General features: G+C 43.4%; 16 protein-coding genes. 14 read left to right on the top strand and 2 right to left on the bottom strand.

The window, feature by feature from the left end:
• The first annotated feature begins 4 nt into the window (after positions 1 to 4).
• From wecB to H9647_RS16960, 10 genes are all read left to right on the top strand, one after another.
• Positions 5 to 1096, top strand: a complete 1092-nt coding sequence (wecB, locus tag H9647_RS16915) for a non-hydrolyzing UDP-N-acetylglucosamine 2-epimerase (RefSeq protein ID WP_191802108.1) — start codon at positions 5 to 7, stop codon at positions 1094 to 1096.
• Positions 1089 to 2075 (top strand): polysaccharide biosynthesis protein, encoded by a 987-nt coding sequence (locus tag H9647_RS16920; protein WP_191802110.1) that lies wholly within the window; start codon positions 1089 to 1091, stop codon positions 2073 to 2075. Before wecB ends, H9647_RS16920 begins: the two co-directional genes overlap by 8 nt.
• Positions 2072 to 2902: a dTDP-4-dehydrorhamnose reductase family protein gene (locus H9647_RS16925; protein WP_191802112.1), complete on the top strand. Its 831-nt coding sequence runs from the start codon at positions 2072 to 2074 to the stop codon at positions 2900 to 2902. Before H9647_RS16920 ends, H9647_RS16925 begins: the two co-directional genes overlap by 4 nt.
• Positions 2884 to 3843 (top strand): NAD-dependent epimerase/dehydratase family protein, encoded by a 960-nt coding sequence (locus H9647_RS16930; protein WP_191802114.1) that lies wholly within the window; start codon positions 2884 to 2886, stop codon positions 3841 to 3843. The genes H9647_RS16925 and H9647_RS16930 overlap by 19 nt, the downstream gene beginning before the upstream one ends.
• Positions 3840 to 4562 (top strand): glycosyltransferase family 2 protein, encoded by a 723-nt coding sequence (locus H9647_RS16935; RefSeq protein ID WP_191802116.1) that lies wholly within the window; start codon positions 3840 to 3842, stop codon positions 4560 to 4562. Before H9647_RS16930 ends, H9647_RS16935 begins: the two co-directional genes overlap by 4 nt.
• A gap of 16 nt (positions 4563 to 4578) precedes the next feature.
• Positions 4579 to 5160, top strand: a complete 582-nt coding sequence (locus H9647_RS16940) for a class I SAM-dependent methyltransferase (protein ID WP_191802118.1) — start codon at positions 4579 to 4581, stop codon at positions 5158 to 5160.
• A 12-nt stretch (positions 5161 to 5172) separates the two neighbouring features.
• Positions 5173 to 5880, top strand: a complete 708-nt coding sequence (locus H9647_RS16945; RefSeq protein ID WP_225229363.1) for a glycosyltransferase — start codon at positions 5173 to 5175, stop codon at positions 5878 to 5880.
• 21 nt (positions 5881 to 5901) lie between these two features.
• Complete coding sequence (locus tag H9647_RS16950) at positions 5902 to 6948, top strand: glycosyltransferase family 4 protein (protein ID WP_191802122.1); 1047 nt, start codon at positions 5902 to 5904, stop codon at positions 6946 to 6948.
• 204 nt (positions 6949 to 7152) lie between these two features.
• The gene (gene aroD, locus H9647_RS16955) at positions 7153 to 7926 is read left to right on the top strand and encodes a type I 3-dehydroquinate dehydratase (RefSeq protein WP_191802124.1); all 774 of its coding nucleotides are present in this window, start codon (positions 7153 to 7155) and stop codon (positions 7924 to 7926) included.
• A gap of 174 nt (positions 7927 to 8100) precedes the next feature.
• Complete coding sequence (locus H9647_RS16960) at positions 8101 to 10293, top strand: stalk domain-containing protein (protein WP_191802126.1); 2193 nt, start codon at positions 8101 to 8103, stop codon at positions 10291 to 10293.
• A gap of 129 nt (positions 10294 to 10422) precedes the next feature.
• On the opposite strand, the gene H9647_RS16965 is transcribed toward H9647_RS16960, so the two are convergent.
• Together H9647_RS16965 and H9647_RS16970 are read right to left on the bottom strand one after the other, a co-directional pair.
• On the bottom strand, positions 10423 to 11844 hold the full coding sequence (locus H9647_RS16965) for a glycosyltransferase family 4 protein (protein ID WP_191802128.1): 1422 nt from the start codon (positions 11842 to 11844) through the stop codon (positions 10423 to 10425).
• A 21-nt stretch (positions 11845 to 11865) separates the two neighbouring features.
• Positions 11866 to 12936 (bottom strand): glycosyltransferase family 4 protein, encoded by a 1071-nt coding sequence (locus tag H9647_RS16970; protein ID WP_191802130.1) that lies wholly within the window; start codon positions 12934 to 12936, stop codon positions 11866 to 11868.
• Between the two features lie 192 nt (positions 12937 to 13128).
• Between H9647_RS16970 and H9647_RS16975 the strand changes: the two genes are divergently transcribed.
• The 4 genes from H9647_RS16975 to H9647_RS16990 are packed head-to-tail and all read left to right on the top strand — an operon-like array spanning position 13129 to position 17208.
• Positions 13129 to 14151 carry an ABC transporter ATP-binding protein gene (locus tag H9647_RS16975; RefSeq protein ID WP_191802132.1) on the top strand — a complete coding sequence of 341 codons (1023 nt, stop codon included), beginning with the start codon at positions 13129 to 13131 and terminating at the stop codon, positions 14149 to 14151.
• The gene (locus tag H9647_RS16980) at positions 14148 to 14861 is read left to right on the top strand and encodes an ABC transporter permease subunit (protein ID WP_191802135.1); all 714 of its coding nucleotides are present in this window, start codon (positions 14148 to 14150) and stop codon (positions 14859 to 14861) included. Before H9647_RS16975 ends, H9647_RS16980 begins: the two co-directional genes overlap by 4 nt.
• Before the next feature lie 5 nt (positions 14862 to 14866).
• Positions 14867 to 16255, top strand: a complete 1389-nt coding sequence (locus H9647_RS16985; RefSeq protein WP_191802137.1) for a GldG family protein — start codon at positions 14867 to 14869, stop codon at positions 16253 to 16255.
• Entirely contained in the window at positions 16252 to 17208 is a 957-nt protein-coding gene (locus tag H9647_RS16990) for a DUF4340 domain-containing protein (protein ID WP_191802139.1), read from the top strand. Before H9647_RS16985 ends, H9647_RS16990 begins: the two co-directional genes overlap by 4 nt.
• Positions 17209 to 17251 lie beyond the last annotated feature (43 nt).

Genomic DNA, 17251 nt, shown 5'->3' on the forward strand with positions numbered 1-17251 from the left:
CACCTTGAAGATCATGACGGTACTTGGAACAAGACCGGAAATTATCCGGCTAAGTCTTATTATTCCTAAGCTGGATCGTTATGCAGATCGGCACATCCTCGTGCATACAGGACAGAATTTCACGGAAAGTCTCAGCGGCCAATTTTTTAGAGAATTAGGACTGAGATCTCCGGATTATATACTCCAGGATGAAGCAGCTACGCTTGGTGAGCAATTGTCTGCAATGTTCAGTCAGCTGGAAACGATTCTAATTCAGGAAAAGCCGGATAAAATCTTGCTGCTAGGAGACACGAACAGTGCTTTATCGGCAATTCTTGCGGAGAGAATGGGCATTCCAGTCATTCACATGGAAGCAGGGAATCGGTGTTACGACCTAAATGTACCAGAAGAGAAGAACCGCCGGGTAATTGATGCCATATCAAGCATTAATATGCCTTATACAGAACAAAGCAAAGCACACTTAATCCGGGAAGGTGTCCCTAGTCAGCGAATCGTACTCACGGGCAATCCCATATACGAAGTAATGAAGCATTATGAAAATCGTATGCTGGACAGCAAAATTATGAAAACCTTGAGACTTGAAAAAGGAGAGTACTTTCTCGTTACGGCCCACCGTGCAGAAAATGTAGATCATCCGGGGCATCTAGCAGCCATTATGACGGGACTCAATCTCGTAGCAGAGAAACATGGAAAACGGATTATTTGCAGCATTCACCCTCGTACAGCTGCACGGATTAAGGAACATTTAAAACTTAAAATGCATCCGCTAGTAGAATTTCATGAGCCTTTCGGCTTTTTTGACTTTCTTCTACTGGAGCAGAATGCATGCTGTGCCTTAACGGACAGCGGAACGGTACAGGAAGAATGCTGCATTATGGGAGTGCCTACTGTGACCATGCGTAAGACTACGGAACGGCCAGAGACCGTGGATTGCGGCAGTAACATTGTATCAGGGCTTGATGCTGACCGTATTGCATCATCCGCAGCGCTGATGATGGAACTGCAGCGTTCATGGCAGTGCCCCAAAGGGTATCTCGCTAAAGATGTATCGGATAAAGTAGTTAAATTTCTGCTTGGAGGGAAGCTGCATGTTTGAAAATCAACGTATTCTCGTTACCGGAGGTACTGGTTCTTGGGGGCATGAATTAATCACTCAATTACTGACTTTAAATCCGAAGGAAGTCATCGTATATTCTCGCGGCGAATCGAGCCAAGTAGCCATGAGCCGTGAATTTGAAGACAGCCGCCTTAGCTTCTGTATCGGAGATATCAGGGATAAGGAAGCGCTTGTTGCCGCTTGTAAAGAAGTGGATTATGTATATCATTTAGCAGCGCTGAAGCATGTACCTGTCTGCGAAGATCAACCCTATGAAGCGTTAAAGACCAATGTCATTGGTACTCAAAATGTAATTGAGGCAGCGGTAGAGAATGAAGTAAAGAAAGTGATCTATATCTCCACGGATAAAGCAGCAAATCCATCGAACTTTTATGGAATGACAAAGGCGATTGGAGAAAAGCTGATTGTATATGCGAACTTACTCCGCAGCAAAACAGCATTCGTAACCGTGCGGGGCGGTAATGTTCTGGGTACGAACGGAAGTGTAGTCCATCTGTTTAAGGATCAGATTAAGAATAAAGGCGTAGTATCGATTACGGATATGGAGATGACTCGGTTCTTCCTTACGCTTCGCGATGCGATATCGCTTTTATTTGATGCTTCTGTAAAAAGTGTGGGTGGAGAAATTTTTGTAATGACGATGCCTACCTGCAAAATTGTAGATCTTGCAGAAGTATTAATCGAAGATGCAGGGGTATCTGGTGTTCAAATCGTGGAACGAGGTACTCGGCCGGGAGAAAAAATTCACGAAATTCTGATGAGTGAGTTCGAGAGCAGAACAACCGTTGTTTATGATGAAAAATACCTTGTCATTCTTCCGACGATTAATCTGCCTGATCTTAAAGAACACTATAAATACTACGAGCCGGTGACCTTCTCCAGTTTCAGTTCGGAATTTAATCTGATGTCGAAAGAGGAGATAAAGGAAATCCTGCAGCGCGGGGGGTTCCTTGGATGAAACTGCTCATAATTGGTGGTCAGGGTATGGCGGGGCACATGATGGTTCAATACTTCAAACAACAAGGACACCACACGGTGTTTTATACATCTCGTAATAAGAAAGATCCAAACGGACTGATCCTGGATGTAAATGATATTCACAGTGTCGATCTGCTCGTAAAAGCGGTTCACCCTGATGTCATAATCAACGCAGTGGGGATCTTAAATCAGTATGCAGAGAAAAATATAATTCAAGCCTACCATGTAAATGGTTTTTTACCGCATCGCCTTGCGAATTTGGCTGATCAGATCGGTGCAAAACTCATTCATATCAGCACAGATTGTGTATTTAAAGGGGACCGGTCAGGAGGTTATACAGAAGAAGATTTACCAGATGGAGAGACGATATATGCGATTACCAAATCACTCGGGGAAGTTTGTTCCCCGGGTCATCTTACGATACGTACCTCCATTATCGGACCGGAAGTGCGTAAGAACGGGATCGGTCTCATGCATTGGTTCTTTCAGCAAAAAGGGGTTGTGCAAGGGTATACGAAAGCAAGATGGAATGGAGTGACTACACTCATGCTTGCTAAGGTGGTGGATGAGTACATGACTTCGAAAGTGTCGGGTCTGATTCATCTGGCTCATCCTGAACCCGTATCGAAGTATGAGCTATTATTACTTTTTAAAGAAATATGGGATCTCAAAGAAACAGTAATCGTCCCCAACAGTACGTTTGTACAGGATCGAACCCTCGCTGTCACTCGGGAGGATGTAAACCCTCTTCTGCCGTCTTATCGTGACATGCTGAAGGAGTTGAAAGAATGGATACAACAGGGCTGAAAGACAAAGTCGTGCTGGTAACCGGCGCTTCTGGATTTACAGGACGGCATGCAGTTCAGCTTCTCCGAGCCTGTGGTGCAAAGGTTGCGGCCGTCACCCGATCTCTTTCTGCAGATTTTCAAGATGATAACGTAACCGTTCATTTATGTGATCTCCGAGATCGTCAAGCAGTGAATCAGCTTGTGAGTCATACTCAGCCTGATTATATCTTACATTTAGCAGGTCAGAATTCCGTACCTGCCTCCTGGGCAGACCCTGTGTCTACAATTGAAATGAATGTGATGTCCCCGCTGTACCTGCTCGATGCCATGCGAACGCTGCCCGAATGCCGGGCAGTCATCGTTGGTTCACGTCTGAAGTACATTCCTGTTCCAGATCTCCCTCTATCGCCTCCTCACCCTTATAGTCTCAGTAAGTACATGGAGGAACTCGTTTCTATGTCATTCTCAGCAATGTATAGCCAGCAGATGATCTACGCTGAACCAGGAAATCTGATTGGGCCCGGTCCTTCCACTGGCATATGTTCATTGCTTGCTGCACATGTCATATCGGCGGAACAAGGGAAGAATCCAGAACCATTTCGTCTATCTTCTCGTAGTGATGCTCGTGATTATTTAGATGTGCGGGATGCCGTTCGGGCATATCTTGCGCTTTTGCTAAATGGGGAGCCAGGCAGAATCTATCCTGTTATTTCAGGGAAAGAAAGAATGCTTGGAGAGATCGCTGACTTACTCCTTTCTAATACAAAAGCGCAGGTACCTCTGCTGTGGGGAGCGCCTTCTTCTGGTCCTGGAGGTGTCTCTGCTGTAGAGAATGAGTCTGATTCCTGCGTTTCTCTTACCAAATTAGGGTGGAAACCAGAAATCCCATTTGCCTCTTCTATAGAAGATGTACTACAAGATCATCGCCATCGCCGAAGTAAGGAAGGAGGGCAAGCATGAATTCGCTCCCTCTGGTCACGGTAGTCATTCCTTTCTATAACTGTCCCTATATCTCACATGCCATTCGCAGTGCACTCAGCCAAACGTATTCTATGGTAGAAATTATCGTAGTGGATGACGGATCTACACAGTATACGGAACAAATTCATCCCTATCTGCCTTTTATTTATTATCTTGGTAAGGCGAATGGCGGGACGGCATCCGCACTCAATCACGGAATACGGTATGCCTCTGGAGAGTACATCGTTTGGCTTAGCTCGGATGACCGGTTCTATCCAGAGAAAATAGAGAAACAAGTACAGTTCATGATGAATCAGCAGGCCGTCATTTCGCATACCAATTTTAATTATATTAATGAACATAACAGTGTGACCCAATTCTGTGCTGGGAGTTCCCCGATGACAGATACGGAAATGATGCGGATTTTTCTTATGGGCAATCCAGTGAATGGATGCACCGTTATGTTTCATAAATCACTGGTTGAGGCCGTAGGATTATTTGATGAATCTCTGCCTTATACGCATGATTATGATTTATGGTATCGCGTTCTGCTGAAGGGATATTCGGTTCCCTATTTGCCGGAACCGCTGACGGCCTATCGTAAACACCATGGAATGGGTTCTGTAAAATATGCAGATGCCATCCAGCAAGAAATTCGAATGATTCAAACCAGATATGCGGAACGGATTCAGCAGATGATTCAAGTGCAAGGAGGGTAAGGAAGGGGGAAAACGAGTGTATCATGAAATACAGAAAACTGATTTTTTGCCATTATTGAGTGAATTGCTTCGCTTCTCAGATAGTGTGCTTGATGTTGGCAGCGGTCTAGGTGTTTTACTAGAATATTACGAGTCCAGGCTCATTGTAGCACTGGATATCCATCGGCCCTATCTGGAACATCGCGTCTACCGAGCTCCGCATGTCATCCCCCTGAATGCAGATGCCAAACTATTAGATCAATTATTTCTTCCCAATTCATTTTCTGCGGTAACGATGATTGATTCTTTGGAACACTTTACAAAAGAAGATGGAACCTCGATTCTTCAACAAGCAGAAAAAATTGCGAAAAATCGGATTATTATCTTTACGCCGCGCGGTTTTTTTCCTCAAGAAGGGGTTGATCACTACAACTTACAGGGTGAAGTGTATCAAAATCATTACAGCGGTTGGGAAGCAGAAGAACTCGAAAGTATTGGATATCAGGTCATTGTCCTTAAAGGATTTCACAATCAAAAGAACCCCTCTTTCGAGGAGTCCTATGGAACAGAACATGAACCTGTTGATGCACTATTGGCTTGGAAAATCCTTGATGAGTAAAAGTGAGGTGAGATGCTTGTGAATAGCAAACCTGTTGTGACCATCGTTATCCCCTTTTATAATTGCAAATATATTGGAGAAGCCATCGGGAGTGCTTTGCAGCAAACCTACCCCCATATCGAAATTATTGTCGTGGATGATGGATCAACTCAGCACACAGAACTCATTACACCTTATAAAGATCAAATTCGCTATATCCGTAAAGTGAATGGCGGGACAGCTACGGCACTAAATACAGGAATTGTACATGCGAAGGGGCAATATTTTGCCTGGCTGAGCAGTGATGATGCCTTTCTTCCTCATAAAGTGGAGACACAAGTGAATTATATGCTTGAAAAACGCTTATCTTTTACCCAATCGGCTTATCATTATATGAATTCACTTAGTGAGCAGACCGAAACGATCTATCCCAAGCTTGGAAGCAGATCAGACATGATTCATACTCTTTTATCGTACTGTCCGATCAACGGTTGTTCCGTCATGCTAGATACGCAGGTATTTGGTAAAGTGGGGCTATTTAATCCGAATTTCCGCTATGCACATGATTATGAGATGTGGCTCAGATTACTTCCGCATTACGAACTTGGATGTGTGGATATCCCGCTGATCAAGTACCGGATGCATGAACAGATGGGAACTGCAAGGCATATGGAAGAGATAGAAAAGGAGATAGCTGTCATTCAGAATCTTCATAGGGCTGCTCTGTTATCTTTACTGTGAATGGATGGAGGTGAAGGGCAGGTGCGTTACATTTTACCTGTATATACGTTATGTCACGGCGGTGCACAGCGGATGATCGCAGAACTTGCGAATCGGCTTGTGGACACGGGGCATGAAGTTTTGATCGTAATGCCAAGTCAAGGAATAGTCGAATATGAGATCAAAGCACGGATTTTGCAAGTGAAGGAGACTATTTTACAATCACGCCATATTCCTAAAGGGGATGTCATATTATCTAATTTCTACACAACAGCTTATCCGGCGCAGCAAGCCAGCGAAGAAGGGAAGGGGCTGCATGTACGATTGTCCTTGTGTTATGAGCCTACTTTTCTGAGAGATAACCAATATTCATTTCCTTCGTATCATCTAACCCCTCATTTACTTGTATTATCTCGGTGGCAACAAGATATGATTTTTCTTAACCATGGAATAAAAGGCAGAATTGTACCTGTAGGTGTGAGTACATTTTTTCATAATATGCGTTTTCGGGATCAATTAAATGGTCCGCTAAGTATTACTTCGATCTATCGGAAAGAAGAAGGGGATTTTTCGTGGCATCGGGAACAAAAATATTTACTTGCTCAGCTTGATCTTGTGAAGGCCGCCCATCCAGAAGTGACTCTGAACCTAATTACGCCACCAGGGGAATATGCAGACTCCGAGGATATACAGTTTCTTCAATCGACGGGAAAATATAATATCTTCACTCCAGAGAACGATGAAGAGCTGAGATATCACTATAACCAGACAGATATTTATGTTAGTTCAGGATCATACGATACAGGTTCTCTTCCAGGTCTTGAAGCGATGAGATGCGGAGCGGCTCTTGTCGCTTGTTATTCAGGAGGAAACACGGAATATGCAGTGCATGAACGAAATTGTCTTATGTCTTATCGATACGAGAATCGGTTAGCTAAAGATGTAATCAGGCTGATTGAAGATCACCCGCTTCGGTTAAAACTAGCGAAGAATGGGGAACGGGACTCGAGTGTCTTCACCTGGGAGAAAAGTTATTCCGAGCTGGAGCGGATTGTGAACGATATCGTGAGCAGAGCCCATGCGAATTAACCCTAAGTTTCTTTTGAGTTCCTATAGGAAAAGACCTCTGCGTATAAGGCAGGGGCTCTTTACGTTTGGTAACGATATAAAAAGTCTTGCTTTTCTTTTTGAGATTTCGCTTTTTCTGATAATATTCTCAATAGCTGTAATAACAGGTATACTATCCAAAACGAGTATCAACTCTTTATAGAGAAGATAAAGGAGTCTACCAACATGCAAAATACGCTAAAGCCCGTTATCGTAAAAAATGTCGCGATCGGCGAAGGCGCACCTAAAATTTGTGTTCCTCTCGTAGGGGAGACGGTTGAACAGTTAAAAGAAGAGGCCGACTTTTTAAAAAACCAAGATCTTGATGTCATTGAATGGCGCGTCGATTTCTTTGAACATGTAGAAGATCCTGAGAAAGTGAAAGAAGCTCTAGCGGAAATCCGCTTGATTCTTCCTTCCCAGCCGATTATCTTCACGTTCCGCAGCGCGAAAGAAGGCGGAGAAAAAGAAGTCACCACCGCTTATTATGTAGAACTGAACCAAGCCATTGCAGCTACCGGACAAGTAGATATCGTGGATGCGGAGCTGTTTACAGGTGATGCAGAAGTAAAAGCAATTATAGAGGCAGCACATAAGAATAATGTGTATGTGATCATCTCAAATCATGATTTTGACAAAACACCTTCTAAAGAAGAAATCGTCTCTCGCCTTCGCAAAGCACAAGAACTCGGCGGCGATATTCCGAAACTGGCAGCTATGCCGCAAAGTGTCGCTGATGTGCTGATGCTGATGGAAGCGACTCATACCATGAAAGAAGAGTATGCAGACAGACCGATTATTACCATGTCTATGGCGGGTAAAGGTGTGATCAGCCGCATTGCGGGTGAACTGTTTGGTTCTGCACTCACTTTTGGAGCTGCTAAGAAAGCATCTGCGCCAGGTCAGGTGCCGGTTGGAGAACTTCGCAGTGTGCTGAACACGCTGCACAATCATATGTAAATTTGAGACAAAAAAACGTTTGGGGCCTTTTGGGGTTCAAACGTTTTTTTATTTAAAGGTAAATTATGGCTTCATTTAAATTGTGCGAAACATTATAATTCATTCTGCGTCTAACTTAGGGCACGTTTTTTTTAACATAGTCCTACATATATCACACACCTAGAAGGAGACAGAATGAAACAAATGAAGCGCAGTTTACTAGTTATAATCACCATTTTAGGACTGCTTTGCTATCCTTTATCAGGGTACGCTCAGGCAGATGAGCTTGATTTTGAAGATCTTTTTAACGAGGCAGTTATTCTGTCCATTGGGAGTCCAAACGCCATCTATGATACGGAAGATCGTATTATTGATGAAAACAACTACAACATTGTGCCTTATGTGAAAAGTCAACGAACGATGGTGCCGTTGCGCTTTATTAGTGAAAGCCTTGGTGCACGAGTTGCCTGGAATCAGTCTACTTCTACCGCAACCATTACGCTTGCAGGAAAGGAAATAAAAATTACGCTAGGCAGCAAGACCATACTTGTGAACGGGAAGAAGACAGCACTTGATGCACCGGCAGAATATAAACAAGGCCGGACGTTTGTACCTATTCGTCTGATCAGTGAAACACTAGGTAAGAAGGTATTTTACAGCCGGGGAATTATTGTGATTAGTGAGAAAGCAATTCTACATCCGGTGCAAGATGCTGAGATTGTAGATTATTTAAAATTTATTTTAGAACCCTATAACAAAAGTCCTTATACAGGTAAAAACTTAACAAATCAGCAAATCGCGGGTTTTGAACAAAGCGTTGTTCTATTGGAAGCACTGGATCGCAGCGGTGAATCTACGGGATTTGGCAGTGCATTTGCGATAGGTTATGGTTTGTACTTAACGAATTATCACGTGATTAATGAAGCAAGCAGTTATGTAATTTACACAGGAAAAGATCAAGTGTATGAAGCAGCAGGCATTGTAGCTGTGGACAAGACGAATGATCTGGCTTTAGTAAAAGCGAAGATTCGAACGAATGTACCTCCGCTTCATATCGGTTCCACACAGAATTTGGCGAAAGGACAAGCCGTTGTTGCCATTGGTAATCCGGAAGGACTGCAAAACACTGTTTCTACCGGAGTGATAAGTGGACTTCGTGTAATTGATAACCAAAGTTTAGTTCAATTTACAGCACCGATTGCTTCAGGCAGTTCGGGAGGAGCGCTATTCAATAAAAAAGGAGAAGTTATCGGCGTTACTTCTTCCAGTATAGATGAAGGGAATTTGAATTTTGCTGTTCCGATTGATTATGCGAAATCTTGGATTAGCAAATATAATTCCACGGCTTTTTCAAAAATAACGGTATTAAATCAAGATCAATTTAGAGAGCCCATGAATGGATCTGGTACAGTTACACCTGAAGAAACTCCAAAGCCTCCAGCAGTTACACCGGCAGGAAATGTAAGTGTACTCAATGAAGTTATACAGGAAGCAGTAACCGATCCATCGAGGCCCGTTGTCTATGCTATCGATGACAGTGAATCTACTATTGTCTCCTATGACCTTACTAAGAAGAAAGTAATTAAGACTTCTACTTCATTTAGCAAGGCACCACGGAAACTCGTATATGCAAGTGGAGAACTTTATGTCATTTTTAGTGATGGAGAATACAGTCCCTATCGGTTTGATGAAGAGCAAGGTGGAACCGTGAGAGTACTTGATCCGTCTACACTACAAGTAATAGATGAGTGGGATGTGGATATTGATCCTTACGATATTGTGGCTGATGAATCGGGTCATGTATATCTTACCTCAGGCTCCGGTCAGTGGACATATATTAAAAGTTATGACCGAATGACCAAGAGGGAGCTTTCTTCGTCTCGCGTATATCACCAAACGAAAATCATGATGCATCCATCAGAGAATCGGATTTATTCGATTACTACTCCGTTAAGTCCGAGAGATATGGATGTGTTCCGGCTCACGGATGGGAAGATTACAACCACCTATGATTCTCCCTATCATGGAGACTATAAATTGTCTACGGTATTTGGGATTACGCCAGATGGTAAATTTATTGTGAATGGTGCGGGTTCGATCTTTACTGCTACTAATAATAAAACAAGTGATATGAACTATGCAGGTACGATGGATAAGTTTGATATCTTTGTTGCGAATAAGAATCATAGTGAAAAATTCTATACAGCTACAAAAAATGTGATTAATCAAGTGGACACAAACACATTATCCACTACGAAAACGTACAAGACACAAGGCGCCATCGTAAAACTGCTGATGACAGATACTCAGCTCATTGCAATTACTAAAGTCTCTGTGACGGGCTCAACGCTAACGAGACATGCGATGGAGATGGTTACAGAGCTCTAGTTCAAAGAAACGGTTAGACATTACTAAAAAAATTCCTTGTCTCAAAAGAATGAGAAATAAGTGCCTCAATCATCCGATGCGCGCAGACGGTAGACAAACTAGCTTCCTCTAGTTTGTCTACCGTCTTTTTTATTTTCCTTCCTTTATTACCTTCCGATCAGGCAGGCGGTAATCGGCGGGAAGTTTGCTCATTAAATCTGCAAGAAGCTCGGAAGCAATCGGCAGATGATGAAGAGAGAAAGCTGGTGATGTACTTAGGGATTCCATTCGTGCATCTCTTCCGATTTTCATATCTGTCTTCTCGTCTTGCCCACGCTCCGCCAGCCGATCCTTTTTGATATACCGCTCATAAACCGCAAGGGTATCCTCTGCCTGCCGCTCCAGTGAACGATATTTACGTGCCCAGGTACGCGCTGCCGCTCCAACATGGGTTCTTACTTTAGGATGTGTGAGAAGGTGGTCAAGCTTGCGGGCAAGAGCGGCAGCATCGGAAGGAGGAACGACATATCCGGTCTTGCCCTCTACTACCATATCCGGCATACCGGCGGTATCTGCCACAATGACGGGAATTCCAGCAAGCTGTGCTTCCGTGACAGAGAAGGGCTGAGTATCCTGTAAACTCGGCTGTACATAGATATCCACGTTTTTTAGAAATGAAGGCACATTAGTAACCATACCCCAGAATTTCACATGATCGTTTAATCCTTTTTTCTGAGTTTGTTCTTTATACAGTGATCCCATACTTCCTTCCCCAGCAATCCAGATGACAAAGTCCTCTCTGTACTCTTTCAGAAGTGCGGCCGCTTCAAGCAGAACATGGATCCCTTTGATGTATTCCAAACGACCTGTAAAAGCAATCACCTTTTTGTTAGGAGGAGCAGGATATGAAGTTTGTCTTGCTGCAAGCTCATCATACTGGATCAGGTCTACCGCATAAGGAATTCGGCTGAATGCAGCGGGAGGTGCACCAAACTGCTGCATTAGCTGCTGAATCCAGCTCGATGAGACGATAAATCCGTCGGATGCAGCGATGCCGAGTTGTTCCATCGTCTGATAGTATTTTCCTAGCGGGGTACGTAAATAATCTTCTTTACGAGCATTAGGATTTATCTGCAGTTCATCGAGATATCCTTCTAAATGAAGTGATCCATGATAACTCGTCACAAGCGGAACTTTGCGTTTCATCACACGGGAGATAGAGTATGCGCTAATCGGGTCTTGGGCATGAATCAGGTCATAAGATTCGGTTCCAAGATAGGCCATTCCAAGTTCATAGGCATACCGATTCAGTTCCAGATAAGCAAGATAGGGGTCTGCATGAAGTGCTAGAACATGGTCGGTAGTAAGTGTTGAACGCAGAGCGGGGAGGACCGCCTTTTTTTCGAATAACCATCCCTTTTTTAATATATAAACGGTCTCTTGCTGCATATCGGTTCCGATGACATCGACTTCTATTCCATGTTCCGCGTACCACTCCGATAACTGCCGAATATACGTCCAGATCCCCCCAAGGTTCTGCAGTCCCCAGAAGGTTGCCATGAGTATTTTCATGAAGAAGTGCGCTCCTTCCTATTAAAAAACAGCCAAGGCGTTCATCATTTGACGGAACGAATGAGCATAAGCATCTGGGGAAAATTGAGAGACGAGATACTCACGGCCTGCCTTTTGAATCTGCGTACGAATCGTATCATTGTTCATCAGTTCCAGGACTTCGTTTGCTGCCTGTTCGACTTGACCCAGCGGATAAAATTTGCCGGTTTGATTATGTGTAATGAACGCTCTTACGCCGTCCGAATCCGTGCTGACTACAGGACATTCACAGCTGATCGCTTCAGCCACCGCATACCCAAAGCCCTCCATAATCGACGTAGAAATCATGACTCCGCCTGATCTCGCAGCCATGGAATAGTACATCGGCATTTTGGAGTGTGGAACGTTGCTGAAAATACCGATTTTATCTTCCAAATGGAGCGTTTTTAATGTTTCGTAGAACTGCTGTTCATCCGCTGAAAAGGCAAGGGTAGGGTCATGAAAAAACCATAGTCTTGCTTCCGGTTTTTCTTGAATTACACGGTGACCAATGTGGAGGAATTCCCGCCAGTTTTTATTAAATTCGAGACGACCGACCCAGAGTAAAGCGGGATAGGGTGGGATGTCGGTTTCAAGCGGGGCAAAGCTCGTTGTATCGAGCATTCCTTTAATAATAAACAGGTGCATAAACGGGCACATGTCCAAAAAAAGTTGATGAAGATGGGTGGTTGGGGGAATAAGAACAGCATCTGCATAGGCTTGCAGATAAGGAGAAGCCATTTCGATGGTCTCAACAGCCGCTTCTCTTGTGCCGAGTCCCTGAGCCTCAAAGATAATTTTCCCTTTGTAATGAAGAAAAACACGGAGCCGTTCCAGCATATTAATATCCGAAGTAGAAATGACGGCATCGTATTGCTGCTCTTCCAAAAGTGCACGAATCTCCTCATTATCTGACATGGTAAACACCGTACCTGTAGTATTCTGAAGTCCGGTGCCTGGCATGAGATATAAGGTATGTGCTTCGATACCATGTTGTTTCAAGGCTGCACAGCGCAGCCGATTGAGCGTCTCCACACCGCCGCTTGGAATAAAGAAAGTGAATAGTACTTTCAAGACATACCCCTCCCGTTACTTTTGATAAGATAAGGTACGTATAACATGGGGGGACGGTGTGGGTGGATAGGTGTTAGTTCACAATTTAGACAACTTTTTTTAAGGATTCTTTTAGATTCATTTAAGAATCGTTTATTGTTATAAGGCTAGACTGGAAATACCGTTAATGAACGGAGAAGAGAAGCAGAAAGGATGAGTCTTTTGCTGAAGCTAGATCAAGTAAGTAAAACTTACAATGGTCAAAGAGGGGTTCAGGACCTCAATTTCTCAATGGAGCGGGGAGAGATTGTTGGCTTTCTGGGCCCAAACGGAGCAGGGAAAACAACAACCATGCGAATGATTACCGGATATTTAAGACCAACCGAAGGCAAGGTCCTCCTAGATGGAATGTCTGTACATGAGCAGGGGAGAAAAGTTCGTTCTCGTATCGGATATTTACCAGAGACCCCCCCATTATATCCAGACATGACCGTTCTGTCTTACTTAAAATTTGTCGCGAAATTACGTGACGTACCTGCAAGGGAGCAGAAGCACAGAATAGATGAGATGGTAAGCAGACTTGGACTGATCGGAAGAGAACACCAAATGATTCGAAGCTTATCCAAAGGATATAAACAGCGGACGGGACTGGCAGGAGCCATTATCCATAAGCCGGATCTACTGATTCTTGATGAACCTACGTCTGGACTAGACCCCAACCAGATTATGGAGATACGGGATTTAATCAAAGAATTAGGAGAGAATCATACCGTATTACTCAGCACTCATATCCTCCCAGAAGTAAGTGCTTTGTGCAGTCGAGTTCTCATTATTAACCAAGGGAAACTTGTATTGGATGGATCACCGGATTCGATAGGAAATTCCATGGAGGATGCATTCCAAGTTCATCTTACAGTAAAAGGAGAAGCAGATTATATATTGCCTATTCTGACTTCTTGGGGAAATACTCAAGAACATCCTATCTCAGTGGGGATGCACAAACAATCAGGTGGATTATTAGAGCTGCAGCTGAGCACCCCATCTCGTTATGACTACAGAGAGGAACTCTTTAGCATGCTTGCTGCTGAGCATATTCCTATTCTAGAAATGAAGAAACAGGATCAGACACTGGAAGAAGTGTTCCAGAAACTGACGATGACGGAAATAAAAGATGGAAGCGAGCTTTCTAGCGAGGAGTCCGAGAAAGCCAAGAAAGAAGGGAGGAAGCGGAAATGAAACGGATGATGGCTATTTTCTATAAAGAACTTCAATCTTACTTTCTTGCTCCCACTACGTATTTTGCTTTTGCAGTATATGTATTGTTGTCGAGCTTTTTGTTCTTTATGAGCTTTGTCTACTATCAGCCTAGTATTGTGGACTACCGGCTTGTGCTCGGAGATACCGTATCTTTATTGATTTATATTGTACCTCTGCTGACCATGCGTCTTATTGCCGAAGAATTTAAGCAGGGAACCGACGAACTATTAATGACTTCACCCACGAGCGTAACTGAAATTGTGTTTGGAAAATATTTAGCGTCTTTGGTCATTTTACTGCTTCTGATTCTATGCAGTCTGACCTACCCGCTTATTATGTCCTTGTATGGTGATATTAATGAAACGACAGTATGGCTTTCCGCACTCGGTCTCTTTTTAATGGGTGCTTCGATGATGGCTATTGGACTCTTTGCGTCATCCTTAACCCAACATCAGATGGTATCAGCGGTGGCTGGATTCATTATATTACTTGTGCTGTGGATGATTGATTCCTTTACAGATAGCAGCAGTACGATCACGGCTTGGCTTTCGCCATTTTCCTTGTCTAACCGATTCGCGAATTTCACTAAAGGTGTGATTAGCGGACCTGATGTGATTTTCTATCTTACATTAGCCGGTGTTTTCCTGACGCTCAGTATTCAGGGCATTGAGCGGAAACGGTGGAGGTAAGAAAAATGAAAAAATGGATGAATCATACGAACAGCGGTATTATTTCCGCAGCGGTTATCGGTATTTTTATTTTGCTGACGTTATTTATTAATTCACTCGGAAGTTTTCAGCTTGATTTCTCTGAGGGAAAGCAGAACACGTTATCAGAACAAACGAAAGAAGCGGTCAAAGCGATTACGGAAGATACCCGGGTACTGGTGTTTACGGTTAACAGTTCAAGTGACGAATTATTAAACCGGGAAGTAACGGATTTAGTCGATGAGTACAGTAAACTGAATAGTAAACTGAAAGTGGAAAAATATAATCTTGAATCGGAACCTATACTGGCTCAGCAATATGGACTGAATTCAAGTTCCATTGTGATTTTACAAGGGGACAAGCAGCAAATTGTGTCGATGATTGACTTATTTTCTTCTGGGGAAAATGAAGGATCTTATTTGTTCTCAGGAGAAGAAAAATTAACGCAGGCACTTCTTTCACTTGAATCAGATGAAAAACATAACATAGCCTTTTTAACTGGACATGGGGAACTTGAACTGTCTGCGGCTACAACGCTGCAAAATTCACTGAATCAGAGCAATATGGAGACAACTGAGATTACTTTATCGGAAGATACTGCGGTACCTGAAGATACAGATGTCCTAGCTATTTTGGGTCCGCAAGAGGATCTGAGTGACGCAGAGTTGAAGCAGGTTCAAAACTATATGGATCATGGGGGCAAGCTGCTCCTCACACTTGGTTTTCACGAAGATATGGAGAGCAAGTGGACAAATATTGATGCTTTGATGAAACAATACGGTGTGGTAGATGAACATGCCATTATGGTCGATCAGGAATCTTCTACAACTAATGGACCTTTATGGTCCATGCCTCAGCTTGAATCACATGCGGTTACAGATAAATTAATTCAAAATAATCTCCAGCCTGTCTTCAGTTTATCGCTTGGACTTAGTGCTGAAGTGCAAGATAAATGGATGGTAACGTCCATTCTGGAGTCCTCTGATACGAGTTATGGGGAAACAGATATAACAGGTCTTTTGGAGAATGAAACCAATAATGATACGGAAGAAGATTTGCAAGGACCCGTCAAATTAGGGTATGCCATAGAAACAACGGATGGTAATCCGAAAGCCGTTATTTTAGGTGCGACTACTTTTATGCAAGATTACGAAATTGGAAGTGGGGGGAACCGGGATTTTGTCCTCAATACCATTAATTATCTTGCTGAAAAAGAAAATGGCGTGACCATTCGTCCAAGGGAGCAGATGGGATACGAACTGGCTTACTTGACACAGGCGCAAGGTTCGGTAATTTTCGCGATTGCCGTGATCGGAATGCCGCTTATTTTTGTCATCATTGGTGCTTTATTATGGTGGAGGCGCAGAAAAAAATGAAGAAGTTTATTCCGACGATTCTTTTGTTAGTTGTGCTCGCAGGGATGTGGGCTTTCGCTCACTCCCAGAACTATTTTCAGGAAGAAGCTGAACCGGAAAAACTAATGGGCACGGATGTGATAGACCCAGCAGCGATTACCTCATTTCGTATTGTGAGCGGCGGTGAAACCACAGAACTTACAAAGCAAGATAACGAGTGGGTAATGACTACCCCTGAAGAGTATCCTGTGAATAGCTATGCCGTTGATGAATGGCTTGATACGGTAACTAATGTGGATCTTGCGTCCGTCGTAGAAGAGAATCCGACAGATCTTGAGAAATATGGACTTTCTCTAGATGATCAAGGGATTATAATTACAACGGAAGATGGCGGTACGGTTGAAATCGCGCTTGGGAATAACTTGCCCACGGGAAGCAAGGTTTACGCACAATTAGGGGCAGGACAAGTGGTAAGTATTGCAGAAACGACGGCATCGAATCTCCTGCTGAGTCCTCTACAGCTGATGGACACCACCCCTTTTGAATGGGATAATGATCAGCTTGTATCTCTTGAGTGGGAAAGCAGCGATATTTCATGGGTTTTGAAACGTAAAGATGGAGAAGAAGGGGAGACAGCGGTCTGGACTTTAAATGGTGAAAGTGTAGAACTCACGGATGCAGATTCGCTTATGAACCAGCTGAAGACGATCGCTACCGATCAAGTGCTGCAAAAACCTAAACAAGGAAGTACCTCTGTTTCTTTTACACTAACGACTGAATTAGAAGATGGAACGACCCAGGTGTATCAAGGGCTGACGGATTCCACTGACGAAGGTATTTACTATGTGAAAACGAACCAGGACATTACACTTGCTTATGTTATTTCTGCTGATTCAGTGGATAAGGTAGCTGATAAAGCGAAAGATTTACTGAATGGTACGAGTGATACAGAAGAAACGGATACAACAGAATAAGGAAGGAAGCTCGAAGATCCTGCTTATACAGTGGAAATCTTCG

The sequence above is a fragment of the Paenibacillus gallinarum genome, assembly GCF_014836635.1.
In the GTDB taxonomy this organism is placed as follows: Bacteria; Bacillota; Bacilli; order Paenibacillales; family Paenibacillaceae; genus Paenibacillus; species Paenibacillus gallinarum.

Coding starts and splice junctions, on each gene's coding strand:
- H9647_RS16980 (WP_191802135.1), top strand. CDS start 14,148: ATGAAACGGATGATGGCTATTTTCTATAAAGAACTTCAATCTTACTTT.
- H9647_RS16960 (WP_191802126.1), top strand. CDS start 8,101: ATGAAACAAATGAAGCGCAGTTTACTAGTTATAATCACCATTTTAGGA.
- H9647_RS16965 (WP_191802128.1), bottom strand. CDS start 11,844: ATGAAAATACTCATGGCAACCTTCTGGGGACTGCAGAACCTTGGGGGG.
- H9647_RS16920 (WP_191802110.1), top strand. CDS start 1,089: ATGTTTGAAAATCAACGTATTCTCGTTACCGGAGGTACTGGTTCTTGG.
- H9647_RS16930 (WP_191802114.1), top strand. CDS start 2,884: ATGGATACAACAGGGCTGAAAGACAAAGTCGTGCTGGTAACCGGCGCT.
- H9647_RS16975 (WP_191802132.1), top strand. CDS start 13,129: ATGAGTCTTTTGCTGAAGCTAGATCAAGTAAGTAAAACTTACAATGGT.
- H9647_RS16985 (WP_191802137.1), top strand. CDS start 14,867: ATGAAAAAATGGATGAATCATACGAACAGCGGTATTATTTCCGCAGCG.
- aroD (WP_191802124.1), top strand. CDS start 7,153: ATGCAAAATACGCTAAAGCCCGTTATCGTAAAAAATGTCGCGATCGGC.
- H9647_RS16925 (WP_191802112.1), top strand. CDS start 2,072: ATGAAACTGCTCATAATTGGTGGTCAGGGTATGGCGGGGCACATGATG.
- H9647_RS16945 (WP_225229363.1), top strand. CDS start 5,173: ATGCTTGTGAATAGCAAACCTGTTGTGACCATCGTTATCCCCTTTTAT.
- H9647_RS16935 (WP_191802116.1), top strand. CDS start 3,840: ATGAATTCGCTCCCTCTGGTCACGGTAGTCATTCCTTTCTATAACTGT.
- H9647_RS16990 (WP_191802139.1), top strand. CDS start 16,252: ATGAAGAAGTTTATTCCGACGATTCTTTTGTTAGTTGTGCTCGCAGGG.